21 protein-coding genes are annotated in these 23759 nt (G+C 68.2%); 6 read left to right on the top strand and 15 right to left on the bottom strand.

Going from position 1 to position 23759, the window contains the following annotated elements; translation table 11 throughout:
• Positions 1 to 7: 7 nt before the first annotated feature.
• The 9 genes from ACWPMZ_RS13060 to ACWPMZ_RS13020 form a co-directional block, all read right to left on the bottom strand.
• Positions 8 to 625: a hypothetical protein gene (locus ACWPMZ_RS13060; protein WP_455704500.1), complete on the bottom strand. Its 618-nt coding sequence runs from the start codon at positions 623 to 625 to the stop codon at positions 8 to 10.
• 104 nt (positions 626 to 729) lie between these two features.
• Positions 730 to 1434 carry a hypothetical protein gene (locus ACWPMZ_RS13055; protein WP_455704499.1) on the bottom strand — a complete coding sequence of 235 codons (705 nt, stop codon included), beginning with the start codon at positions 1432 to 1434 and terminating at the stop codon, positions 730 to 732.
• Positions 1435 to 1536: 102 nt separating this feature from the next.
• Positions 1537 to 2526 carry a thioredoxin-disulfide reductase gene (trxB, locus tag ACWPMZ_RS13050; RefSeq protein ID WP_455704498.1) on the bottom strand — a complete coding sequence of 330 codons (990 nt, stop codon included), beginning with the start codon at positions 2524 to 2526 and terminating at the stop codon, positions 1537 to 1539.
• Positions 2527 to 2592: 66 nt separating this feature from the next.
• A complete protein-coding gene (locus ACWPMZ_RS13045) occupies positions 2593 to 3063 on the bottom strand; it encodes a MarR family winged helix-turn-helix transcriptional regulator (RefSeq protein WP_455704497.1) in 471 nt (156 codons plus the stop codon).
• Complete coding sequence (locus tag ACWPMZ_RS13040; protein ID WP_455704496.1) at positions 3060 to 3686, bottom strand: 1-acyl-sn-glycerol-3-phosphate acyltransferase; 627 nt, start codon at positions 3684 to 3686, stop codon at positions 3060 to 3062. Before ACWPMZ_RS13040 ends, ACWPMZ_RS13045 begins: the two co-directional genes overlap by 4 nt.
• Positions 3683 to 5284, bottom strand: a complete 1602-nt coding sequence (locus ACWPMZ_RS13035) for a carboxyl transferase domain-containing protein (protein WP_455704495.1) — start codon at positions 5282 to 5284, stop codon at positions 3683 to 3685. Before ACWPMZ_RS13035 ends, ACWPMZ_RS13040 begins: the two co-directional genes overlap by 4 nt.
• A 73-nt stretch (positions 5285 to 5357) precedes the next feature.
• Positions 5358 to 6437, bottom strand: a complete 1080-nt coding sequence (locus ACWPMZ_RS13030) for an alpha/beta hydrolase (protein WP_455704494.1) — start codon at positions 6435 to 6437, stop codon at positions 5358 to 5360.
• Positions 6437 to 7450, bottom strand: a complete 1014-nt coding sequence (locus tag ACWPMZ_RS13025) for an alpha/beta hydrolase (protein ID WP_455704493.1) — start codon at positions 7448 to 7450, stop codon at positions 6437 to 6439. Before ACWPMZ_RS13025 ends, ACWPMZ_RS13030 begins: the two co-directional genes overlap by 1 nt.
• Before the next feature lie 90 nt (positions 7451 to 7540).
• Entirely contained in the window at positions 7541 to 8701 is a 1161-nt protein-coding gene (locus ACWPMZ_RS13020) for an isovaleryl-CoA dehydrogenase (protein WP_455704492.1), read from the bottom strand.
• Between the two features lie 142 nt (positions 8702 to 8843).
• Between ACWPMZ_RS13020 and ACWPMZ_RS13015 the strand changes: the two genes are divergently transcribed.
• Positions 8844 to 10361, top strand: a complete 1518-nt coding sequence (locus tag ACWPMZ_RS13015) for a sensor histidine kinase (RefSeq protein ID WP_455704491.1) — start codon at positions 8844 to 8846, stop codon at positions 10359 to 10361.
• Here ACWPMZ_RS13015 and ACWPMZ_RS13010 read toward each other — a convergent pair.
• From ACWPMZ_RS13010 to lgt, 3 genes are read right to left on the bottom strand one after another with little or no spacing between them, the layout of a single operon-like run.
• Positions 10358 to 11653, bottom strand: a complete 1296-nt coding sequence (locus ACWPMZ_RS13010) for an MFS transporter (RefSeq protein ID WP_455704490.1) — start codon at positions 11651 to 11653, stop codon at positions 10358 to 10360. The genes ACWPMZ_RS13015 and ACWPMZ_RS13010 overlap by 4 nt on opposite strands.
• A 10-nt stretch (positions 11654 to 11663) precedes the next feature.
• Entirely contained in the window at positions 11664 to 12710 is a 1047-nt protein-coding gene (locus ACWPMZ_RS13005) for a class I SAM-dependent methyltransferase (RefSeq protein WP_455704489.1), read from the bottom strand.
• On the bottom strand, positions 12710 to 13594 hold the full coding sequence (gene lgt, locus ACWPMZ_RS13000) for a prolipoprotein diacylglyceryl transferase (protein WP_455704488.1): 885 nt from the start codon (positions 13592 to 13594) through the stop codon (positions 12710 to 12712). The genes ACWPMZ_RS13005 and lgt overlap by 1 nt, the downstream gene beginning before the upstream one ends.
• A gap of 139 nt (positions 13595 to 13733) precedes the next feature.
• Here lgt and ACWPMZ_RS12995 point away from each other — a divergent pair, with 139 nt between their 5' ends.
• A complete protein-coding gene (locus ACWPMZ_RS12995; protein ID WP_455704487.1) occupies positions 13734 to 16490 on the top strand; it encodes a [protein-PII] uridylyltransferase in 2757 nt (918 codons plus the stop codon).
• 6 nt (positions 16491 to 16496) lie between these two features.
• On the opposite strand, the gene ACWPMZ_RS12990 is transcribed toward ACWPMZ_RS12995, so the two are convergent.
• Positions 16497 to 17420, bottom strand: coding sequence for an aldo/keto reductase (locus tag ACWPMZ_RS12990; RefSeq protein WP_455704486.1), 924 nt, complete (start codon positions 17418 to 17420; stop codon positions 16497 to 16499).
• 197 nt (positions 17421 to 17617) lie between these two features.
• Here ACWPMZ_RS12990 and ACWPMZ_RS12985 point away from each other — a divergent pair, with 197 nt between their 5' ends.
• From ACWPMZ_RS12985 to ACWPMZ_RS12975, 3 genes are all read left to right on the top strand, one after another.
• Entirely contained in the window at positions 17618 to 18658 is a 1041-nt protein-coding gene (locus tag ACWPMZ_RS12985) for a rod shape-determining protein (protein WP_455704485.1), read from the top strand.
• 78 nt (positions 18659 to 18736) lie between these two features.
• Entirely contained in the window at positions 18737 to 19309 is a 573-nt protein-coding gene (locus ACWPMZ_RS12980; RefSeq protein ID WP_455704484.1) for a hypothetical protein, read from the top strand.
• Positions 19309 to 19788, top strand: a complete 480-nt coding sequence (locus tag ACWPMZ_RS12975; RefSeq protein ID WP_455704483.1) for a DUF421 domain-containing protein — start codon at positions 19309 to 19311, stop codon at positions 19786 to 19788. The genes ACWPMZ_RS12980 and ACWPMZ_RS12975 overlap by 1 nt, the downstream gene beginning before the upstream one ends.
• 27 nt (positions 19789 to 19815) lie before the next feature.
• Here the strand turns inward: ACWPMZ_RS12975 and ACWPMZ_RS12970 are convergent, their stop codons facing one another.
• Positions 19816 to 22404, bottom strand: a complete 2589-nt coding sequence (locus ACWPMZ_RS12970; protein ID WP_455704482.1) for a G8 domain-containing protein — start codon at positions 22402 to 22404, stop codon at positions 19816 to 19818.
• Between the two features lie 94 nt (positions 22405 to 22498).
• Positions 22499 to 23173: a YggS family pyridoxal phosphate-dependent enzyme gene (locus ACWPMZ_RS12965; RefSeq protein ID WP_455704481.1), complete on the bottom strand. Its 675-nt coding sequence runs from the start codon at positions 23171 to 23173 to the stop codon at positions 22499 to 22501.
• 22 nt (positions 23174 to 23195) lie between these two features.
• Between ACWPMZ_RS12965 and ACWPMZ_RS12960 the strand changes: the two genes are divergently transcribed.
• On the top strand, positions 23196 to 23729 hold the full coding sequence (locus tag ACWPMZ_RS12960) for a thiamine phosphate synthase (protein ID WP_455704480.1): 534 nt from the start codon (positions 23196 to 23198) through the stop codon (positions 23727 to 23729).
• Positions 23730 to 23759 lie beyond the last annotated feature (30 nt).

Raw genomic sequence — 23759 nt, 5'->3', positions numbered from 1 at the left:
CGTCCGTCTAGCCTTGCCGCCGGCAGCGGAAGCTGCGCCCGTTGCCGATCCGGCAGTTGAATGCGCCTAGCGCGCCTTTCTCGACCGTGAAGGCCGTCCCTGCCTTCGGGGGGAGCCCGATGTTCTTGCTTTCGGATTGCTGCCAGACCTGACCGTCTTCGGTGATGATCACCAGCAGCTTGTTGCCCGGGTCGAAGGCCTTGGCGACGGTGGTGTTGATGGCCTCCAGCGGCGCGGCAGCCGTTGCCGGCGCGGCCGGCGTGGTCGGCCCCGCCGGAGGTGATGCGGCTGCGACCGGCGGGGTAGGCGGAACAGGTGCCGCCGAAGGCACCGGGGCGGGCGCATTGGCCGCTTCAGCTTTGCGCGCGACTTCGGCCTGCTGGACACCTGACAGGCCGAAATTCTGCCGCTCGTCGCGAACAGTCGTCTCGGCCCGTTTCGCATCGCTCAACACCCCAGCTTCGGTGAGCACGCGATCGATGCAGTCGTGCCGGCGCTTTTCGGAACTGTCCTGTGCGCAGGCGACAACCTTCTGCCAGTTGCCCGCGGCCGAATCGTCCTGCGCCAAGGCCGGCGCGGCCAACAGAAGGACCAAGGCGGTCGCAGTGACCCGGCGGTGTGGCATCTTGTCTCTCCCGAACGATGCGGGGTACGCTGCCGGGGGCCAAGGCACATCGCAAGTCGAAACGTCCGGAAGCAACGAAATCGTGGGATGCCGCCCCACCGATTTCAGGTGCGGTAAGTCGTCTTCTCGTCGGGTTCGATTACACCGTCACGATCGGCATCGCGGCCGCGCGTGACGAGATCGGCATCGCCATCGCCGTCGAGGTCCATCGCCCGCCGGGTCTCGGCGGGGCGGGCGACCTTGCGCTCCACGGGCTGCGCGTCTTCCACTCCGCCGACCTCGTTGACGAGATCGTCGAACAGCGCTTCGAAGTGGATCATCGCCTGGCGCAAGTCCTCGGTCGAGGCATTGCCCTGGCCGTGGCGCTCGACGATGTCGTGCCCGTTGCGATAATGCCGGGCGACATCACCGTGGTCGACCGTCAGGTCCTCGTACCGGCGGTCGAAGTCGGCCATCGGGAAGCCCCGGGTGTTCATGATCTTGGCCAGCAGGCGGTCCGCATGATGCACCGCTTCGGTCGGGCTGTTGACGAACACCGCCTTCACATCCTGCCACTCCGTGACGAATGCGTCGCGTTCCTGCGGCTGGAGCGGACGAATCTCGAGCGCGGCGACGCGCTTCTCGCGTTCGGCAAGTTCGGCTTCGGCCTTGGAAACGCCGCCGTTGACCTCGACCGCCCGGTCGTATTCGTCACCGAAGTGGTCACGCAGGGCGGCCGTGTTGCGGCGGCGCGCGATCATCCAGAAGATCAGGCCGAGCACCACCGCGGCGCCGACCAGCAGGACGATTGTCAGATTATCTTGTTGCATCGGGGCCTCCTCGAAAGGTCCCCCTCCATCACGCGGCCCCAACGACGCGGCGGCACAAAATGTTCCCTTGCGCCGTCCCTGACCAGTGTCGGCCGAGCGAATTCACTCGGCCGGTTCGGGCGCCTTCTCCGCGTGGCCCGCAAGGTCGAGCGAGAGGCCGGACAGGAAACGCTCCGCGTCGAGCGCCGCCATGCACCCCGTGCCTGCTGCGGTCACCGCCTGGCGGTAGATCTGGTCCATCACGTCGCCGCAGGCGAAAACGCCCGGGACGTCGGTCTTCGGCGTGCCGGGCTGGACCAGCAGATAGCCTCCCGGGTCCATTGCCAGCTTGCCCTTGAACAGTTCGGTCGCGGGCGCGTGGCCGATGGCGACGAACGCACCCTGGCATTCGAACACGCTCTCGCTCCCGTCGAGCGTGTTGATCAGCTTGAGGCCGGTCAGCCCGCCGGCCATGGGGTCGCCGAGGAACCGTTCGACCCGCTCGTTCCAGCGGACCGAGATGCGCGGATGGGCGAACAGCCGGTCCTGCAGGATCTTTTCGGCCCGCAATTCGCCGCGCCGGTGGATCAGCGTGACGTCTTCCGAGTGGTTGGTGAGGTAGAGCGCCTCCTCGACCGCGGTGTTGCCGCCGCCGATCACCGCCACCTTCTTGCCGCGATAGAAGAACCCGTCGCAGGTGGCGCAGGCGGACACACCCTTGCCGCCCAGTTCCTGTTCGCCCGGCACGCCCAGCCATTTCGCCTGCGCGCCGGTCGCGATGACCAGCACGTCGCCGACGTACTCGTCGCCGCTGTCGCCGATCGCCTTGAAGGGCGAACCGTTCTCGATATCGACCGAGACGATGGTGTCCCACATCATCCGGGTGCCGACATGGACGGCCTGCGCCTCCATCTGCTGCATCAGCCAGGGGCCCTGGACGACCTCGGCGAAGCCGGGATAGTTCTCCACGTCGGTGGTGATGGTCAGCTGGCCGCCGGGCTGGATGCCTTGCACCACGATCGGCTCCATGCCCGCGCGTGCGCCATAGATGGCGGCGCTGAGCCCGGCCGGGCCGGAGCCGATGATGAGCATGCGGGTCTTGTGGGTGGTCATGGCCTGTCTCGTGGAGAATCGCTGTCCCGCCTAGTTAGGCAAGCGGGCGCTGCGATCAAGCGAGGCTCAGGCGTCATCCCCCGGAAGGCCGGCATCGAGCCGATCGAGGAACGCCTCGAGCAGGCGGTTGCCTTCTTCCAGGTTGCCCTCGTCGATGCCGGAAAGCATCCTGGCGCGGAAGGCCGTGGCCGTTGCCAAGATGGTGTCGAGCGTCGCTTCGCCTTCGCCGGTCAGGCGCAGCCGCTTCGTCCGCCTGTCGCCTGCCGCGACGAGCCGTTCGACCAGGCCGTCACGCTCCAGGGTGTCGATCATGCGGGTCAGGGTCGGCCCTTCGATCCGCAGCCGCCGGGCCACGTCGACCTGGGCACACCCGTCGGTGGAATTGCGGATCGCCGAAAGAGCCTCCATCCGCGCGCTCGACTGCCCCAGCGGACGCAGTTGCTCGTCGAGCAGCGAGCGCCAGCGCCGCCCAGCGAGGACGAGCTGAATGGTGAGGCGGAACTCCTCTTCGGAACGGTCATCGGTGGCCCCGGTCATCGGGCGGACCCTAGGGCCGCAACGTCACGCGGGGAAGTCCCCGCCCGGTCCGCCAGCCGGTCCCACCGGGCGCAAGCGGGCATCTTGCTGCGATAGAAGGCGGCAATCCGCGCCAGGTCAGCCTCGAGGTCGTCGCTCGGCCAGATGGGCTCACCCAGCCCGCCCCGTCCCGTGGCCAGATCGAACCACGCTGGCACCACCGGGACCCCGGCGGCCCGGGCGATGTGCCAGAAGCCGGTGCGCCACGAGCCATCGCTGCTGCGCGAACCCTCGGGCGCGACGACCAGCGCCATGTCATCGGCGGCGGCGATGGCTGCGGCGGCCTGCTCGACGTAGTTCGATCCGCGCCGCCCGCGGTCGACCGGGATGCCGCCCATATCGTGCATGAAGCGCGTCATCGGCCATTTGAACAGCGTGTGCTTGCCCATGAAACTCGGCCGCAGGCCCAGTTCGTCGATGGCGCCGAGGAAATAAACGAAGTCCCAGTTCGACGTGTGCGGCGCCCCCAGGAAGACGAACTTGCGCACGGCGGGCCGTTCCCCGCTGATGCGAAATCCCTTCCACCGGTAGAGCGCGAGGATCGCGCGCCGGGCGATGCGCGAAAGGACCGAGGGCCCGGTCACATCCGGAACACGCCGAATTTCGGCTGGTCCGGGATCGGGGCTTCGAGCGTCGCCGCGAGCGCCAGGCCCAGGACGTCGCGCGTCTGTACCGGGTCGATCACCCCGTCGTCCCACAGCCGCGCGGTGGCGTAATAGGGATTGCCCTCGTTTTCATAGGTCTCGCGGATCGGTGCCTTGAAGGCTTCCGCTTCCTCGGGCGTCCAGCGGTCGGCATCGCGGTGGACGGTGGCGAGCACGCTGGCCGCCTGTTCGCCCCCCATCACAGAGATGCGCGCGTTGGGCCAGGTGAACAGGAAGCGCGGCGAATAGGCCCGGCCGCACATTCCGTAATTGCCCGCCCCGAAGCTGCCGCCGATGACTACGGTGATCTTGGGCACCTGCGCGGTGGCGACCGCGGTGACCAGCTTGGCGCCGTGCTTGGCGATCCCCTCCGCCTCGTACTTTCCGCCGACCATGAAGCCGGAAATGTTCTGCAAAAACAAAAGGGGAATGCCCCGCTGGCAGGCCAGTTCGATGAAGTGCGCACCCTTCACCGCGCTTTCCGAAAACAGCACGCCGTTGTTGGCGAGGATCGCCACCGGCATGCCCCAGATGTGGGCGAACCCGCAGACGAGCGTGCTGCCGTAGTTCGCCTTGAACTCGTGGAATTCCGACCCGTCGACGAGGCGCGCGATCACCTCGTGCACGTCGTAGGGCGCGCGGACGTCTTCGGGAATGATCGAATAGAGCTCCTCGGCGTCGAATTTCGGCGCTCGCGGAGGCGATGAATTCAGCGTTGCGCCTTCGTTGCGGCCAAGATGACTGACGATGTCGCGCACGATCGTGAGCGCGTGCTCGTCGTTCTCGGCCAGGTGATCGACCACGCCCGATTTTCGCGCGTGGAGGTCACCCCCGCCCAGGTCCTCGGCCGAAATCTCCTCGCCCGTCGCGGCCTTCACCAGCGGCGGACCGGCGAGGAAGATCGTGCCCTGCCCGCGAACGATCACCGACTCGTCCGACATCGCCGGGACATAGGCGCCGCCCGCGGTGCAGCTGCCCATCACGCAGGCGATCTGCGGGATGCGCTCGGCGCTCATCTGCGCCTGGTTGTAGAAGATGCGCCCGAAGTGGTCGCGGTCGGGGAAGACTTCGGCCTGATAGGGCAGGTTGGCCCCGCCGCTGTCGACCAGGTAGATGCAGGGCAGCCGGTTCTCGCGGGCGATCTCCTGGGCGCGCAGGTGCTTCTTGACCGTCATCGGATAGTAGCTGCCGCCCTTCACCGTGGGGTCGTTGGCGGCGATCATCACCTGCCGGCCGGAAACGCGACCGATGCCCGCGATCATCGATGCACCCGCCACGTCGCCTTCGTACATCCCGTTGGCAGCAAGCTGGCCGATCTCGAGGAACGGCGAGCCGGGGTCGAGCAGCCGCTCCACCCGTTCGCGCGGCAACAACTTGCCCCGGCTGGTGTGGCGCTCGCGCGATTTCTCCGACCCGCCGAGCGCGGCCTCCGCCACCCTGGCGCGCAGGTCCTGCGCCAGCGCGCGGTTGTGGCTGCTGCGGGCCTTAGCCTCGGCGCTTTCGAGATCGAGCCTTGTGCCTAGTACGGGAGCGCTCACGCCGCCTTGGTCCTTCCCAATATCCGGTTTCAGGCGTGACTAGACGCCCCGGCCCGGTAGGCCAAGGGGCGCGCTATTTCATCGCCAGGTGCTGCGCCATGAACGGCAGGACGAGGTCGGAAAACCGCTGGCCGATCTTGTCGGTGTGCGTGCCGGGATAGACTTCGAACGAATTGGCGATCCCGAAGGCCGCGATCTGCTCGCTGATCGCCTGGTCCTGGGCAGCGAGCCCGTCCTTGTCGCCGACGTCGCTGGCGATCGCCTTGTAGCTCTTCAGCGCCGCGATGTGCCCCGGGACCATCGCCAGCGGCGAGTTGGCCGCCCATTTGGCGATCACCAGTTCGTCCACCTTGCCATCCGCGCCGAGCGGGAAATCGGCATGGAACGGCGGGTTCTTGGGGTTGGGGCTCCACGCGGTCATCGAGGCAAGGCCCGCGCGCATGCCGAAGCCCGACTGGTCGACCTGCGCGAAGGGCACCTTGCCCATCGCCGCGGCGGTCTCGACCGTCTCGCCGCGCGGGGTGACGCAGCAGGCGCTCTGCGCCCAGATCGCGTCGAACACGCCCGGATAGCTCATCGCGGTGACCCAGGTGCCGTATCCGCCCATCGAATGCCCGGCGAGCCCGCGCCCGGCGGGCCTGGCGATGGTGCGGTAATGGGCGTCGACATAGGCGACCAGTTCGGTCGCGATCCATTGGCGGAAGTTGCCCGTGGTGACCGAATCGGAATACATCGAGCCGCCCATGCGGGTGAGCGTGTCGGGCACCACGACGATGAATTCGCGCCCGGCCGCAGCATTGTCGGCCACCGCCTTGGGCACGTTCATGTAGTTGTAGAAATTGCGTCCGTCGATCGCGAAGCCGTGCAGGTAATAGACCACCGGATAGCGCCGGTCCGGCTCCTTGCCGTAGCTCGGCGGCAGGACGACCATGACCTCGCGGTCGGCGCTGTTGCCCTCGAGATTGCCCTCCAGCGACTTGCCGTGGACCCTGGGCGCTTCCACGGTGACCCCGGCCGGAATGGCCGGGGCCGGCGCGGTGATGTTGACGAAGGCCGGGCGCGCGGGCCCGCCTGCCGCGGGCGGGCCGGCATCCTGGGCCAGCGCCGCACCGGCGGAAAAGACGAGAACGAAGGCGGCGGCGAGGAAACGCATCAGCGGGCTTTCTCCAGGTGCCTGGCCATGAACGGCAGCAGTTCGCTGCGGATACGCGCGGCGATGCGGTTGCCGTGGTCGCCGTCGTAGGTGGTCCAGGTATGCTCAACGCCGAAGCGGGTCAGTTCTTCGTGCAGCTGTTCGTTCTGCGCGAGAAGGAAGTCCTTGTCGCCGATGTCGAGCGCCACGGCATCGAAGCTCTTCAGCGCCTGCAGGTGGCTGGGCACCCAGGCGAGCATGGCATTGGCGGCAAGCTTGGCGTTGACCAGCGGATCGACCTTGCCGTCGTCGGTCATCGAGGTGTCGATGAACAGCGGCGCGTTGGCGGGATCGGGTGCCCAGGTCGCCAGCGTGGAGATACCGGCAAGGCCCCCGAAGTCCGCCTTGGCCGCCTCCTCGTCGGTCATGGCCTTTGCCTTGGCCATCGCTTCGGGCGTCACGCTCATGGGCGAAAGGCAGCACGCGCTCATCGCGAACAGGCTGTCGAAGGTTTCGGGATAGGTCATCCCGATGCGCAGCGTGCCGTAGCCGCCCATCGAATGCCCGGCGAGACCACGGCCCGCGCGGGTGGGAATCGAGCGATAGGTCTTGTCGACCCAGGCGACGAGATCCTTGCCGACCATGTCCTGGTAATTCCCGACCGTGGGCGAATTCGAATAGAACCCGCCCCTCAGCTTGGAATGTCCGTCGGGCATGACGAGGATCACCTCGTTGCCCGCCTCGGCCGCGCCCTGCACGGCTTCCTCGAACTTGGCCATGTCCTGGTACATCTGCGGCGTGGCCCAGTAGCCGTGCAGGAAATAGACCACCGGGTAGCGCTTGGCCGGGTTCTGGTCGTAGCCCGGCGGGGTAACGACGAGCACGGTGCGCTCGGCGCTGTTGCCTTCGACGTTACCTTCCATCGCCGGGCTGTGCATGGTCGCCCACGTCAGGCGCGCCTTGTCCTGCGCGGTTGCCGGCGCGGCAAGGGCGAAGCTGGCGGCGGCGGCCAGCACGACAGGCAGAAGTCTCATCCGGTTTCCCCTCCCAAGGATTCAGGAGGGCACTGTCCGGAATTAGACGGGGCTTGTCGAGTAACTAAGTGTCGCGTGCCGTCTGCCGGCTCACACCCCGATCAGTTCGCGCCCGATCAGCATCCGGCGGATCTCGTTCGTCCCGGCACCGATGTCGAGCAACTTGGCATCGCGCAGATAGCGTTCGACCGGCCAGTCGGTGGTGTAGCCCGCGCCGCCCAGCGCCTGGATCGCCTCGCCCGCGGCGCGGAAGGCGTTTTCCGATGCCAGCAGGATCGCGCCGGCCGCATCGAACCGGGTGGTGCGCCCCGCGTCGCACGCCCGGGCCACAGCGTAGGTATAGGCGCGGGCCGACTGCAGAGCGACGTACATGTCGGCAACCTTGGCCTGCATCAGCTGGAAGGCGCCGATGGGTTTGCCGAACTGGGTCCGTTCGCGGACGTAGGGGATCACCGTGTCGAGGCAGGCCTGCATGATGCCCAGTTGCACGCCCGAGAGGACCACGCGCTCGTAGTCGAGCCCGCTCATCAGGACCTTCACGCCCTGGCCCACGCCGCCCAGCACGTTTTCGTCCGGTACGTTGCAGTCGTCGAACACCAGTTCGCTCGTCGGACTGCCGCGCATCCCCATCTTGCCGATCTTCTGACCGGGGGCGAAGCCGCCCATGCCCTTTTCGATCAGGAAGGTGGTGATGCCCTTGCTGCCCGCATCGGCGTCGGTCTTGCCGTAGACCACCAGCGTATCGGCATGGTGCCCGTTGGTGATCCAGAACTTGGTCCCGTTGAGCACGTAGCCGCCCTGCACGCTTTCGGCTTTCAGCTTCATCGAGACCACGTCCGAACCCGCGCCCGGCTCGCTCATGGCGAGCGCGCCGACGTGCTCGCCGCTGATCAGCCGCGGCAGGTACTTCGCCTTCTGCTCGGCGTTGCCCCAGCGGGCGATCTGGTTGACGCACAGGTTGGAGTGCGCCCCGTAGCTCAGACCGACCGAAGCGCTGGCGCGGCTCACTTCCTCCACCGCGATGACGTGCTCGAGATAGCCCAGGCCCAGCCCGCCATCCTCTTCCTTCACGGTAATGCCGTGTAGGCCCAGTTCGCCCATCTCGGTCCACAGTTCCTGCGGGAAGCGATCCTCGCGGTCGATCGCCTCGGCCAGCGGAGCGATCCGCTCGTCGGCGAAACGGGCGACCGTTTCGCGGATCATCTGGGCTTCGTCGGACAGGCCGAAGTCGAAATCGGGAGTGGCGCGCATGACAGGTTCCTTTACCCCGGCGCGCATAGCCGGGCGGGGTGCACGGCGCAAACCGGTTGCGCATGAAAGCAAAGGCCCTGCCGCGCCCCCCCTTTTCGCGAACATTCGCTTCGGCTAAATGACGAATCAGACGGGATCGCCAATGAAATCGCCTGAAGCTGCCTGGCCCATCGGGACGCCGCCTGCTGCCTCGCATTGCGGCGAGGCGGAGCGTGCCCGCGTCATCGCCAGCTACGGCGTCGACGCGCTGGTCGACGATCCGGAACTTTCCGCCATCACGCGCTTCGCCGCGCACTTGTGCGAAACGCCGATCGCGCTCGTCAGCCTGGTCGAGGAAACCCGCCAGCTCTTTCTGGCGCGCGACGGGCTCGATGCCACGGAAACCCCGCGCGACACCTCGTTCTGTGCCCATGCCATGCTGCTGGGCAGCGCGATGGTCGTGACTGACGCGCGCGAGGATGCGCGGTTTGCCCAAAATCCGCTGGTGACCGGGCCGCCGCACATCCGCTTCTATGCGGGCCAGCCGCTGATCGCGCACGACGGCACGCCGCTGGGCTCGCTCTGCGTGATCGACAGCGAGCCCCGGCCGCACGGGCTGACCGACCTTCAGCGCCACGGGCTCGAGGTCCTTGCCGCGAGCGTGATGCGGCGGCTGCGCGGGCAGCGCGAGGAACTTGCCTCCGCGCGCGAGCACGACGCCAACGAGGCCCGCTTCAGGGCGCTGGCGGATTCCATCCCCGACATCGCCTGGTCCGCCGGGACCGACGGACGGCCCAACTACTTCAACCGCCGCTGGTTCGAATATGTCGGCGTGGAGCAGGATGACCTGTCCAAGAGCGGCGTGGATTTCTTTCACCCCGACGATTACCCCACGATGCGCGCGGCGTGGGAAAAGTCGGTGGCCGACGGGACGCCATTCGAGCACGAGAACCGCCTGTTGCGGCACGACGGCGACTATCGCTGGATGATCAGCCGCGCCGTACCGATGCGCGACGCCGACGGGCAGATCACCCAGTGGTTCGGCACCCTCACCGACATCGACGAGACGCGCCGCCTGTCGGAATCGCGCGACCTGCTGGCGAAGGAGCTGTCGCACCGGATCAAGAACATCTTCGCGGTCGTGGCCGGGCTCGTCAGCCTGTCGGCGCGCAGCAGGCCCGAGCACAAGCCCTTTGCCGACGAGTTGACCGACACGATCCGCGCGCTCGGCCGGGCGCACGATTTCGTCCGTTCGAACGAAGGGGGCGCGCGCGACAGCCTGCAGGGACTGCTCACCGAGCTGTTCGCTCCCTATGGCACAGGCGAGGCGGCGCGGGTGCGGATTTCGGGTCACGACTGCAATGTCAGCAACCGCGCCGCCACGCCGCTTGCCTTGGTGTTTCATGAACTGGCGACCAACTCGGCCAAGTACGGCGCACTGGCCAACCCGGGGGGCCATGTCGACCTGACGCTGGAGGACGGCGGCGAGCAACTGCATCTCCACTGGGTCGAACATGGCGGCAAGGTGCCCCTCACCGACCCCGAACCGGGCTTCGGCTCGCGCCTGGTCGAAATGAGCATCACCGGTCAGCTCGGCGGATCGTGGGAGCGGCATTTCGAGCCAGGCGGCCTGGTCGCCGACCTGCGGTTCGCGATCTCCTCGGTCTGCGACTGCGACTAGGCGGCGGACTCGGCGGCTGGCCCGGGCCGCGTTTCGCGCAGGCGCAGGAAGATCGGCAGCGCGGCGAGCGCCACGACGGCGATCATGATCCCCGGCACCTGCGGCCATCCGGTGCGCTCGACCAGCCACTGCGCCGCCCACGGGGTGAGCCCGCCGAACACCGCAGTCGCCAGGGTGTAGCCTATGCCCAGCCCACTCGCCCGGCTGGCGTGGTCGAACTGCTCGCCGCAGGCGATCGCGCCCACTGCGCTGACCCCGCCGGCGACCAGCGCCAGCACCACCGCGCCCAGCAGCGCCTCCCCGGTCGAGCCGCTGGCCATCAGCGTGAAGAGCGAGATCGGCAGGACCGCGCTGAGCAGCGCGAGCGCGACCAGCGCCGGCTTGCGGCCGAACCGGTCGCTCAGCAACCCGACCAGCGGCGTGACCAGAATCACCGCGACGGCGGCGATGGTCGACAGCCAGAGCGCCGCCTCCTCGCCCACCGACGCCGTGGTTTCCAGGAACGCGGGCACGTAGCCGATGCCGACGTAATAGGTGATCGAGCCGAGCGAGGAAATGGCGAAGGCACGCAGCAGCGCCGGGCGCTGGTGGGTGATCGCGTGGTGCAGCGGGCGCGCATGGAGCGCATCGTTGGCGTGAAGCTCGAGCCAGTCGGGCGATTCCTCCATCGCCCGGCGGGCGAACCACACCCCTCCGGCCAGCACGGCGCCGAGCAGGAAAGGAATGCGCCAGCCCCAACTCGCCAGCTCCGCCTCGCTCGTCAGGCTGACCGTCAGGGCCGAGACACCCACAGCCAGCAACGCGCCGACCTCGCTCGACGCGGCCGCCAGGCTGGCGATCAGCCCGCGCCGCCGGGGATTTGCGCCTTCGAGCAGGTAGGCGATGACCCCGGTGTACTCGCCGCCGACCGACAGGCCCATCACGCAGCGCAGGGCGAACAGCAGCCACGCCGCGACGATGCCGACCTGGCCATAGGTGGGCAGGAGCGCGGTCAGCAGCATGGCGAAGGACATGATCGCCATCGAGATCAGCAGCATCGGCCGCCGGCCGTACCTGTCGCCGATATGGCCGAACACCGCCGCGCCGACCGGCCGCATCAGGTAGGCGAGCGCGAAGCCCATCAACGTGGTGACGAGCGCCCCTTCGCCGCCGCCGAAGAACACCCGCGCGAGCACGGTCGAGAAATAGAGATAGAGCGTGAAGTCGTACCATTCGACCGCGGTCGAAAAGGTGGCGACGGCGAGCGAGGCATTGGAAACGCGGTGACCGGATTCTGGCGGGCGGGCGACCATCCGTCCCAGCCTAGTCGAAGCCGACCCCGTTGGGCCACCCCTGCGCGGCGAGGCCCATCACCTTGAACAGATCACCCATCTGATCGGGCGCGGTCAGCCGGTCCATCGCGGCGTGGAGCTCGTCCCGGTACTGCGGGGCGAACTCGGCCAGCGCCTCTGCCCGGCCCTCGATCCCCAGCGCCTTGAGCCACGCCCCCTGCGGCACGGTGCCGAGCCAGCGCGCGTCGCGGCTTTCGGCAATCCGGGCGAGAGAGGCGAAATCCACGTGCGCGGTCAGGTCCGCCTCGCCGGGATCCGCGAACGGGTCGACCTTGCGATGCGCCTTGACCGCCTGGAAGGTCGAGCCGGTGCGATCCTCGTCGTGTCCGTAGTCGATGAACAGCGCCGCCCCGCCCTGCGCCGCGAGCCGCCCGGCGACCTCGTAGACGATCGCCGCGGCGGCGGGGCAGGTCTCGATCAGCGTGCCTTCGGGCAGCGAACGGCGCGCTTCCGGCACGGCGGCGTCCATCGGCCGGGGGCCGGCCATGCAGGCGAATTTCTCGCCCTCGGGCACGACCACCAGTTCGCGCCACCCGGCGGCGGTCTTGAGCAGCTGGCTGATCGGCAGGGCGTCGAGGAACTCGTTGGCCACCAGCAGCAGCGGGCCGTCCATCGGCACGCGGCTGAGATCGTCATGGAAGATCGCGCCGGGCACTGCCTGGAGCTGGATTTCCTTGAGCGCCACCGACCCTTCCACGAAGTGGACCTCGGGCTCCAGGCCATAGCGCTTCATCGCCCGCAGGGCATCGCGGGCGAGCGTGCCGCGCCCGGCCCCGAGTTCGACATAGAGCGCCGGGCCGCTGCGGCCTGCGCGGATCCACATGTCGGCGAGCCACAGGCCGATCAGTTCGCCGAACATCTGGCTGATCTCGGGCGCGGTGATGAAGTCGCCCGCCTCGCCCAGCGGATCGGACTTGGAATAGTACCGGGCGTTCGCCTCGGCCATGTAATGCGTCAGGCTGATCGGCCCGGTGTTGGCGATGAGCCGGCGGAATGTTTCCGCGAGCGGGCCGTCCATCACGCGGCGGCGGGAGCCGCCGTGCCCGATGCGAGCGGCGGGCGGCGCAGCGCCCAGACGATCATCGCGATACTGGCAAGGATCAGCGGGATCGACAGCCACTGCCCCATGCTGAGGCCGGTCTCGTAGGCGAAGCGGGTCAGTTGCTCGTCCGGCTGGCGGAAGAATTCGACCACGAAGCGCGCGGTCGAAATGAGCGCGGCGAACGTACCGACCAGCACGCCGGGGCGGAACCGCGCCCGGGTATTCCAGAACAGCGGCAGCATGACGACGATGATCAGCAGGCCTTCGAGTGCCGCCTCGTAAAGCTGGCTCGGGTGCCGGGCGACATTGCCGCCGCCGGGAAAGACCATCGCCCAGGCCAGCGGGCTTTCGACCGCCCGGCCCCACAGTTCGCCGTTGATGAAGTTGGCCAGGCGGCCGAACAGCATGCCGAAGCCGATGTTGACGGACACGTAGTCGCACACTCGGATGAAGTTCAGGCCCGCGCGCCAGCAGACCCAGCCGATGGCGACAAGCGTGCCGATCAGGCCGCCGTGGAAGCTCATGCCGCCGTCCCACAGCCGCAGCAGGTCCCACGCGATGAACTGGTCGCTCGACCAGCCGAGCCACAGTTCCGGCTTGTAGAACGCCGCGTAGCCCAGCCGGCCGCCCAGGATCACGCCCAGCGTGACGTAGAAGAACAGGTCGTCGACATGGCGCTGCGCCATCGGTGCGCCGGGCGCCTTGATCATCCTCGACAGGTGCCAGTAGGCCGCGAGGATGCCGCCGAGATAGGCCAGCGAGTAATAGCGCAGGGTGAAGAAGCCGAGCTCGATCCCGGGCTTGAGACCGAGGGACTCCCATTGGATCGCTTGGCTGGCGGGCATCAGGAAATCGAGCATCGGTAAGGCTTCACCCCGGTTTGTTGCCGCCCCTTTGGCACAGCCGCGCGCCCCGTTAAAGACTTGGCGCCGCGATTCAGGCCTGGCGAAGGGCGCGGCCCGGATTGCATGAACGGCGCTTTGCCCTATGTCGAACGACATGCGGAGCATCGCCAACCAGCGCGACGTGATCGACCGCCGCGCGCTTGCCGCCGCGGTGGCGCAGGCCGTGGCCGACCGGGGCATGCCCGCCGCGCGCCCCCGGGTCGTGGAGCTGCTGCGCAACGCCCTGCACCACGGCCGTGCGGAGCTGGCCCGGCGGCTCGCCGAAAAGCCGAGCGCCGGGCACGAGTGCGCCAACGGGCAGGCCTTTCTGGTCGACCAGCTTATCCGCGTGATGCACGACCACGTCATTGCCGATGTCTATCCGGCGGCCAACCGCTCGTCGGGCGAACGCCTCGCGCTCGTGGCGGTGGGCGGATACGGGCGCGGCGAGATGGCGCCGCACTCCGACGTCGACATCGCCTTCCTCACGCCCGGCAAGGCGACCGCCTGGTGCGAACAGGTGATCGAGGCGCTGCTCTATTACCTGTGGGACCTGGGCCTCAAGGTCGGCCATTCCAGCCGCTCGCTCGACGAAATGGTGCGCATGGCCAGGGGCGACCTGACGATCCGCACCGCGATCCTCGAAGGCCGCTACCTGTGGGGCGACCAGGCGCTGTACGACGAGGCGGCCCGCCGGTTCTGGAACGACGTGGTGCCCGGAACCCAGGCGCAGTTCGTGTCCGAGAAGCTGGCCGAGCGCAACGAGCGGCACAAGCGCATGGGCGACAGCCGCTATGTCGTCGAGCCCAACGTGAAGGACGGCAAGGGCGGTCTGCGCGACCTGCAGACGCTGTACTGGATCGGTAAATATCTGCACCGGGTGCAGGTGGCGGCCGAACTGGTCGACGCCGGGCTGTTCACGCAGAAGGAATACCGCACCTTCCGCCGGGCGGAGAACTTCCTGCTGGCGGTGCGCTGCCACCTGCACACTATCACCCGCCGGGCGGAGGACCGGCTGACCTTCGACCTGCAGCGCGAGGTCGCCCGGCGGATGCAGTTCGCCGACCGCCCGGGCAAGAGCGCGGTCGAGCGCTTCATGCAGTACTATTTCCTGCAGGCGCGCCACGTGGGCCATCTCACCGGCGTATTCCTGGCCCACATCGACGAGGAAATGGCGTCGAAGAAGAAGGCCCGCGGCCTGCTCGCCGGTTTCCGCCAGAGGGCCCGATCGCTCAAGGGCTACCGGGTGTTCGGCGGGAAGATCGGCGCGCCGAGCGACGACTGGTTCCAGAAGGATCCGGTGCGCCTGATCGAGGTGTTTCAGCTGGCCGAGGAGCACTCGCTCGAGGTCCACCCCGAAACGATGCGCATGGCCGCGCGCGACGTGAAGGCGATCGACCAGAAGGTGCGCGACGATCCGCGTGCCAACGCGCTGTTCCTCTCGCTGCTGACCGGCCGCAAGGACCCCGAGACCGTGCTGCGGTGGATGAACGAGGCGGGGGTGTTCGGCCGCTTCGTGCCCGATTTCGGCAAGGTCGGCGCGCAAATGCAGTTCGACATGTACCACCACTACACGGTCGACGAGCATACCATCCGTGCGATCGGGCTGCTGGCGGCGATCGAGCGCGGCGAGCACCGGGAAGACCATCCCCTGTCGAGCGAGATCCTGCAGCAGATCCAGGGCCGCCGGATCGTCTATGTCGCCACCTTGCTGCACGACATCGCCAAGGGGCGTGGCGGCGACCACTCGGTCCTGGGCGCGCAGGTTGCGATGGAGCTGTGCCCGCGCCTGGGCATGAGCGAGGACGAGACCGAGACGGTCGCCTGGCTGGTCGCCAAGCACCTGCTGATGAGCGCCACCGCCTTCAAGCGCGACCTGGCCGATCCCAAGACGATCCTCGACTTCGTTGCCGAGGTCGAGAGCCTGGAGCGCCTGCGCCAGTTGCTGGTCCTGACGGTGGTGGACATCCGCGCGGTCGGCCCGGGCATCTGGAATTCGTGGAAGCGGCAGTTATTGTCGGAACTGTTCGAACTTGCGGAGGAGCAGCTCCGGCTCGGCCACAAGCGGCACGGCCGCGAGCAGCGCGTGGCCGCCAAGAAGGAGCGCGTGCGCGACCTGCTCGGCCCGCGGGACGAGCTGATCGACCAGCTCGAGAGCCGGTTCGACGACGCCTACTGGATCGCCGAGCCCGAGGACATCATCGCCCGCAACTTGCCGGTCTATGCCAACGCCAAGGATACCGACGCTCGGCTGACGATCAGCACCGAATACTATCCCGCGCGCGGCGCCACGCTGGTGACCGTCATCGGCGACGACCATCCCGGCCTGTTCTTCCGCATCGCCGGGGCGATCCACCTGGCCGGCGGCAACATCATCGACGCGCGCATCCACACCAACCGGGTCGGCAAGGCGGTCGACAATTTCCTGGTGCAGGATCCGCTCGGCAAGCCCTTCCGCGAGGACAGCCAGCTTGCCCGGCTGAGGACGGCGATCGAGGATGCGCTGGCCGGCAAGATCGAGCTGGTGCCGCAGCTCGCCAAGCGGCCGCTCGCGCGCAACCGGGCCGACAGCTTCGAGGTGCGCCCGCGGGTAACGTTCGACAACAAGGCCTCGGGCCGTTTCACGGTCATCGAGGTCGCCGCGCGCGACCGGCCGGCCCTGCTCAACCGCCTGGCCCGCGCGCTGTTCGAAAGCCGGCTGATGGTCAATTCGGCCCACGTCACCAACTATGGCGAGCGGGCGATCGACACCTTCTACGTCACCGACCTGCTGGGCGGGAAGGTCGAGACGGCCGATCGCCTGCGCGCGATCGAGCGTGCCCTGCTCGACGCCGCGAGCGACGAACGCCAGCGCAGCGCGGAAGCGGCCTGAGCTCGCTCAGAGCGCGTCGAAGTAGGCTTCCATCCGCCGCCGCATCGCTTCGTCGGGCATGGCGCCGCGGGCCGCGCCGAGGTTGTCGTCGACATAGGCCACCCGTGCCATGCCCGGGATCGCGATCGGCCGCGAAGGGTGCGAGACGACATACTTGAGGAACACCTGCGCCCAGCTCGCCGCGCCGATTTCCGCCGCCCAGCCCGGCAGCTCCTTGCCGGCCACCGCCTCGAACAGGCGGCTGCGGCCGAACGGCAGGTTGATCATCGGCGCCACGCCCCGGTCGCGCGCGAGCGGCAGGATCGCCTCGGCCGCGTTGCGGTTGTCGAGCGCGTAGTCGACCTGGATCGTGTCCATTTCCTCGGTTCGCAGGACCCGCGCGAAATCCTCGTACTGCGGATCGAAGCTGGTGGTGATGCCCAGCGCGCCGATCCGCTTGGCCGCCCGCAGATCGCGCAACAGGGCGAGCGAGTTGGCCACGTCACGCAGGTTGTGCACGGCGATGAGGTCGATGTAGTCGGTGCGCAGCGCCGCGAAGCTGCGGTCGAGCACCGCGCGGCTCGCCGCCGGGTCGGCCCCATCGACCTTGGTGGCAAGATAGAGCCTGTCGCGCAGGCCCAGTTCGCCAACGATCCGGCCGACCACCTCCTCCGCCTTGCCGTAGGACGGGGCCATGTCGATCACCCTGCCGCCCAGCTCGGCGAAGCGGGCGACGGTCGCCCGCAGCGTCGCCCAGTCTTCCTCGGTTGCAGGATCGGAATAGCGCCGCGCGGTGCCGATGCCCACGACCGGCAATTCGACCCCGCGGATCGGCCTTGTCACGAAACCGGCGCCGTCCTGCGCCTCGGCAACGCCGCTCGCCACGCATCCCGCCAGCAGCGGCAATGTGGCGGAACCGGCAAGGAATCGGCGGCGGTCGAATAGGGTCATCGTGCTCTCCCAGGTTAGGCCATCGTTAGCATGCGATGCGCCTCATCCCCAAGAAACTCTCGCTTCGACGCCCGACTCGCACCGCGCGTCGATTAGGCCTAGGGCCGGGGTCGATGGTTAACCTGAGCGACAGGTTCCGCCCGCGACGGCGGTTGGGTGAGGCGCAATTGCGCCAGGGGAAGGGACGTACGCTCGCAATGTCATTCATGGGATTATTCCCGTTCCGCGCGGCCGATCTGGCGATCGACCTCGGGACGGCCAACACTGTCGTTTACCTGAAGGGCCACGGGATCGTGCTGGCCGAGCCTTCGGTCGTCACGCTCGAGACCTTGCAGGGAATGCGCCGGGTGCGGGCCGTGGGTGAAGATGCCAAGCTGATGATGGGCCGCACGCCCGACAACGTCGAGACCATCCGTCCCCTGCGTCATGGCGTCATCGCCGACCTGGAAGTGGCCGAGGAGATGATCCGCCACTTCATCGCAAAGGCCAAGACCAATGCCGGCGTGCGCCTGCGCGGCAGCCCCGAAATCGTCCTGTGCGTGCCGGCCAATTCCACCAGCGTGGAGCGCCGCGCGATCCGCGATGCGGCTTCCAATGCCGGCGCCCGCCAGGTCAGCCTGATCGACGAGGCGATGGCTGCGGCGATCGGCGCCGACCTGCCGGTGACCGAGCCGTTCGGCAGCATGGTGGTCGACATCGGCGGCGGCTCGACCGAGGTCGGCGTGCTGTCGGTCGGCGGCTTGGCCGTCACCCTTTCCACGCGCATCGGCGGCGACCAGATGGACGAAGCGATCGCCAGCTGGGTGCGGCGCAACCACAACCTGATCATTGGCGAGGCGACGAGCGAGCGCATCAAGCTGGAAATCGGCGCCGCCACGATCAGCGGCGAGCCGCGCACCATGGCGGTGCGCGGGCGCGACGTGGTGCGCGGCCGCCCGACCGAGACCTTCATCAACCAGGAAGAGATCGTCGAGGCCCTGCGCGACACGGTCAACCAGGTGGTCTGGACCGTTCGCGAGGCGCTCGAGGCCACGCCGCCGGAGATCGCGGCGGACATCGTCGAGGGCGGCATCGTGATGACTGGCGGCGGAGCGCTGCTGGCCGGGATCGATTCGGTGATCGCCGAGGCCACCGGCCTGCCGGTGACCATCGCCGACGATCCGCTGATGTGCGTCGCGCGCGGCGCCGGCCGGGCGCTGGAAGACGCGCCCTATCGCGGGGTGCTGCACGCCGCCTGAGGCTGCGCGGATTTAAGCTTGTGCCAACGCCGCGAGCCGGTGGTGGAACTGGCGCGATAGCGTTTCGTTCTGCGCTGCATGGCAGGCCCTTCACCTGACGTCGGCACCGCGCCTGAAGACGGTTTTGGACCTGAAGCAGGAATCGCGCCCGACGGTATTTCCGAGCGCGAGGTTACGCCCGCCCGCGGCCTGCCGCGGGGCGCGGTGGCGCTCGGCCTGCTGGGCTCTTTGCTGGTGGTCGCGCTCGCGGGCGCGTTCGGCGGGCAAAGCTCGCCGCCCCTGGTGGCGAAGACCGAGCTGGCAGACCTCTCCGTCAGCACGCCCGCCATCCTGCGCAGCGGCATGTTCTTCGAAACCACGGTGGATGTGACGGCGCACGCCGATCTGGCCGATGCCACCATCGCGCTGTCCCCCTCGTTATGGCGCAGCATCACCATCAACACATCGATGCCTCAGGCGGGCGAAGAGGAGTTTTCCGACAAGCTCTTCAAGCTGCACTATGGCCCGCTCGCGCGCGGCGAAGCGATCCACCTGAAGCTGGACGGCCAGGTCAACCCGGATCTGTTCCTGGGCAACCGCGGCGACGTGGCGCTGTTCGACGGCGAGCGCGAGATCGGCCGGATCGCCGTGCGCGTGAAGGTCCTTCCCTGATGGATATCGTTCTGCGCGCAACGGTGATGTTCGCCATCGTCTACCTACTGTTGCGCCTGCTCGGCAAACGCGAGCTGGGAGAGCTGGCGCCGTTCGAGCTGGTCTCGCTGGTGGTCATCGGCGATCTGATCCAGCAGGGCATCACGCACAACGACTTCAGCCTGACCGGCGCGGCGCTGGCGATCGGCACCTTCGCCTTCTGGACGCTGGCGCTCGGCTGGGTGACCTTCCTGTTCCCCAAAACCGAGCGGTGGCTGGAAGGCGAGCCGCGGGTGATCGTCAGCAACGGCCGGATGCTGACCGCCAACATGCGCCGAGAGCGGATTTCCCAGAACGAGCTGTTCAGCGAAATGCGCCTCGCGGGCATCGCGCGGGTACGCGACGTGGCCTGGGCGATCCTCGAGCCCAACGGCAAGATCAGCTTCATCGCCGCGGGCGACGAGCGGTCGGATCAGAGCGACACCCAGGAGGGCGGCTAGGCCCGCCCCGCCTGTGCGGGCGCGCGCCTATCGCCCGGCAAGGACAGCGGGTTTGGCGCGGCTGACCTCGACCGTCGCCTGGGCGCGCAGTTCGCCGACGCGGACCAGGACGTCGCCGTCAGGCGCCGGGTCCTCGACCACCAGCTTGACCCACAGCGCGTCCTTGTCCTTGAACCAGGCGGTTCCGCCTGCCGCGCGCAGGGCGTCGAGGCTGGCGACTTCGGCCCCCTCGGCCGCGGTTTCGAAGCCGGGCAGGCGGGCGATCACGAACGAATCCTTGTCCATCTCGCGCAGCGACAGTGCCATCGCGTCGCGGCCGGTCTCGATCGTCACTTCGGCGCCGCTGCCGATCGTGGTCTCGCCGCCGTATTCGTAGCGGCGCCCGTCGCGCACCAGGATGACCGGCTCGGCGATCGGGCGGTTGCCGAAATCGGGGAAGTCCCCGCTGATGTGGAAGCGGCCCATGTCGCCCTTGCACACCGCGGCGTTCCAACTCGCCTTCATTTCGCAGGCGCCTTCCTGCGCGGCGATGCCGTTGTCGATCACGATGGTCGCGCCCGGCGTGCCGGTGACCGAACCGTCCTTGTCCTTGAAGGCGGCGCTGCGATAGGCGGCGCGCCCGCCCCAATCGCTCGCCCAGCGCTTCTGCAGCGGCGGGAAGCTGACCGGCTTGGCGTTCTCGAAAGTCAGCCCCTCGACCGAATTCTCGGTGCTCATGCCGAAGCTGGTGAACAGCAGGTACGACAATGCCCCCGCGTCGCGCAGGTCGTTGGGCACGTAGTTGACGAACTTGGTGTTCACCACCTCGTGCAGGTAGTCGTAGTATTCGTAGCCGCGGATCGGGAAGTCCGCCGCGACTGCGGGCAGGCTGCGGCCATAGGCGATTTCCTCGGCCCGCTCGGGATTGCCGACGTTGGCCGTCTCGCCCACGAACAGCGAATCCACCACCTTGGAGGTGTAGGGCGCGCGGTTCGCCGCGCCCGATGCGTGGGTATAGCCGATCGCGTTGTCGGCCAGCTTCAGGTTGGTGAACAGGTGCATCTCGCCGCGCGCCCAGATGCCGCCGTTGCGGTTCTTGTAGGCGGTGAAATCGTCGATCACCGAAGGGACTAGCGGGCTCTTGGGATCGGCCGGGTCGGCATGGCTCATGTGCCCCGCGCCGCCCACGTTGAATTTGCCGTCGGGCGCAGGGCCGCGGTCGAACATCATCCCGTCGAAGTTGGAATGCGCGACGTTGCCCTTGAACTCGCGCAGCTGCATCCGCCGCGGCCAGGTGGCCTTGCTCAGCTCGGAACCCTCGAACTGGCCGGTGGGATGCTGCGGCAGCGCGATCCAGAAGCCGATCGAATCCGACCCCGCGGCCACGTTGTCGCGGTAGATGTTGCCCGGGTTGGTGATCCAGAACGTGCTGGCGGTGTTGTCCGACGGGATCAGGATGTTCTTCGAGGCCTGCCCCGCGGTGCCCTGATGCGCCAGGGTCAGGTTCGTCGGCTCGCACGGCAGGGTCGGGTGGCACTTGGTCTGGATGCCCAGGTTGCGCACGTACTGGTTGCCGGTCTCGATCCCGTCTTCCAGGAAGAAGCAGTGGCCCACGGTATTGAAGGTCACGTTGTTCTCGACCGTCAGGTTGTTGGTCCCATGCACCGTCACGCAGCGGCTGTAGGTGTCGTGGATCGACGAGTTCTTGATGTACTGGCTCTTGCCTTCGCCCAGCAGGTGCCAGTGGATCGGATAGCGGGCGAGGTGCAGGTGCTGGCCCATGCGGTTCAGCTCGATGCCCGAGACGTGCATCTTCGAGCCGACCATGGCCATGATGTGCCCGCCGAAATAGTTGCTGTCGGCGTCCTCGGACGCCTGGATCTTGATGTTGCGGGTCAGCATGCCGACCTCGCCGCGCTCGTCGACGCCGAACGTGATCTCGCCGAAGTGCATGTAGTCGAGCGGGCGGTCGAGCGTGATGGCGTTGCCCTCGATCGCCGCGATCGTGCGGCGTTCCGCCTGGCGCGGGTTGAAGTCGGTCGAAGCGAGCACGATCGTGTCGCCCTTGCGCCAGCCCGAGGCGTCGAGCACCGCGATGGTCGTGGCGCCCTTGTCCGCGGTGCGGCTGAGCTTGGTCCAGGAATTGCCGCGGTCGCCATGCAGGTTGAGCGTGCCGCGCATCGCCAGGATGCCGCGGTCGCCCATCGTGTTGACGTCTTCGCCCGGCACCTTGTCGGTCAGGGTTATGGTGGCGTTGTGCTTGTAGGGCTTGGCCTCGGTGCCGATCTGCAGCTCGCCGCCGCGCAGGTAGATCCAGTCGGTCTGCAGTTCGATGTCGCGCGTGTCGGCGAAGGTCAGCTTGCCGTCGACCGTCAGGCTGCGCAGCGGGGCAGGCTCGACGTCGAGCAGCACATCCATGTCGCGCGCGATGACCACCGCGTCGCCCGCCGCCGGGACCTTGCCGCCCGGCCAGGCGGCCGGGTCGGACCAGCGCACCGTCTTCCTCGCGCCCGTTGCCGGGGCCGGCTCCATCGCGGCGTGATCGTGCGCCTCTTGCGCCGCGGCCGGTTGGGCCAGGCCCAGCAGCACGGCGGCCGGAAGCAGCAGGATGCGGCGCAGGTTCGACTGCATGGTCATGGCGATGTTTCCCTCTCGCGAGGCCGGGCCCCGCTTCCCAAAATCCGGCCTGAGTTTTGCAGGGCGGTTTGTGCCAGTCAATCGAGCAGGTGTATCAATCGGTCGCGGCCGTGCGCTCGCCGAACAGCGCGGTCCCCACGCGCACGTGAGTGGCACCCAGCATGATCGCGGTCTCGAAGTCGCCGCTCATGCCCATGCTGCGCGCGGCCAACCCGTTGTCGCGCGCCAGCTTGTCGAGCAGGGCGAAGAACGGGGCGGGTTCGATGCCCAGCGGCGGCACGCACATCAGCCCGGCGACCGGGATGTCCGCCACGCGGGCCTCGGCCAGCAACGCGGGCAGGTCGGCAATCGCGCAGCCGCCCTTCTGCTCTTCCTGCCCCACATCGACCTGGATCATGCATGGCACCCGGCGCCCGGCCCGGTCCATCGCCTTGCCCAGCGCCGATACCAGGCTCGGCCGGTCGAGCGAATGGATGCAGTCGAACAGCGCCACCGCGTCGTCGGCCTTGTTGGACTGCAGCTGCCCCACCAGGTGCAGTTCGACCTCGCGGTGCCGTTCGCGCAGAGCCGGCCACTTGGCCTGCGATTCCTGCACGCGGTTCTCGCCGAACACGCGTGCCCCGGCGTTTATCAAGCGCTCGATCAACGCGCCGTCGTGCATCTTGCTGACCGCCACCAGCGTGACCTCGTCCCGCTCGCGCCGGGCGATCCTGCAGGCGTGGGCGATCCGCTCTTCGACGGCGGCGAGACGGGAGGCTGCGGTTTCCATCGGGCCGCGCTATAGCGCCCCGATGCCCGCGCGCCAGCCTCTGCCGTTCCTCTGGCTCCTGTCCGACGAACGCAACGACGCCCGCCTGGAGCGCGCGCTGCTGCGCCGGCCGCGCGGCTCGGGCTTCATCTACCGCCACTATCACCTGGCCGATGCCGAGCGCTTCACGCGGTGGCAGGGGCTGCGGCGCATCGCCCGGGCGCGGGGCCATGTCTGCGTGCTGGCCGACAGCGCGCTGACCGCGCTCGAATGGGGGGCCGACGGGATCTACGGCCCGGCACGCGCGCTCTATCCCACGCGGGACTTGCTGACCCTGGCGACCGCCCACGACCTGCGCGAACTGGCCGCCGCTAACCGCGCGGGGGCGGACGCCGTGCTGCTCTCGCCCGCCTTCCCTACCCGCTCCCATGCCGGCACCCCCGCGCTCGGCCCGGTGCGCTTTCGACTGCTGGCCGCCCGCGCCCGCATGCCGGTGATCGCACTCGGCGGAATGACGGCGGAGCGCGCGCGCGACCTCGCCTGGCCACGCTGGGCGGCGATCGACGGACTTTCTTGACCGGGACTCCCGGCTCTGCGATTCTTCCGC

It is taken from the genome of Tsuneonella sp. HG222 (assembly GCF_053819185.1).
This window is presented reverse-complemented; position numbering and strand designations above follow the sequence as displayed.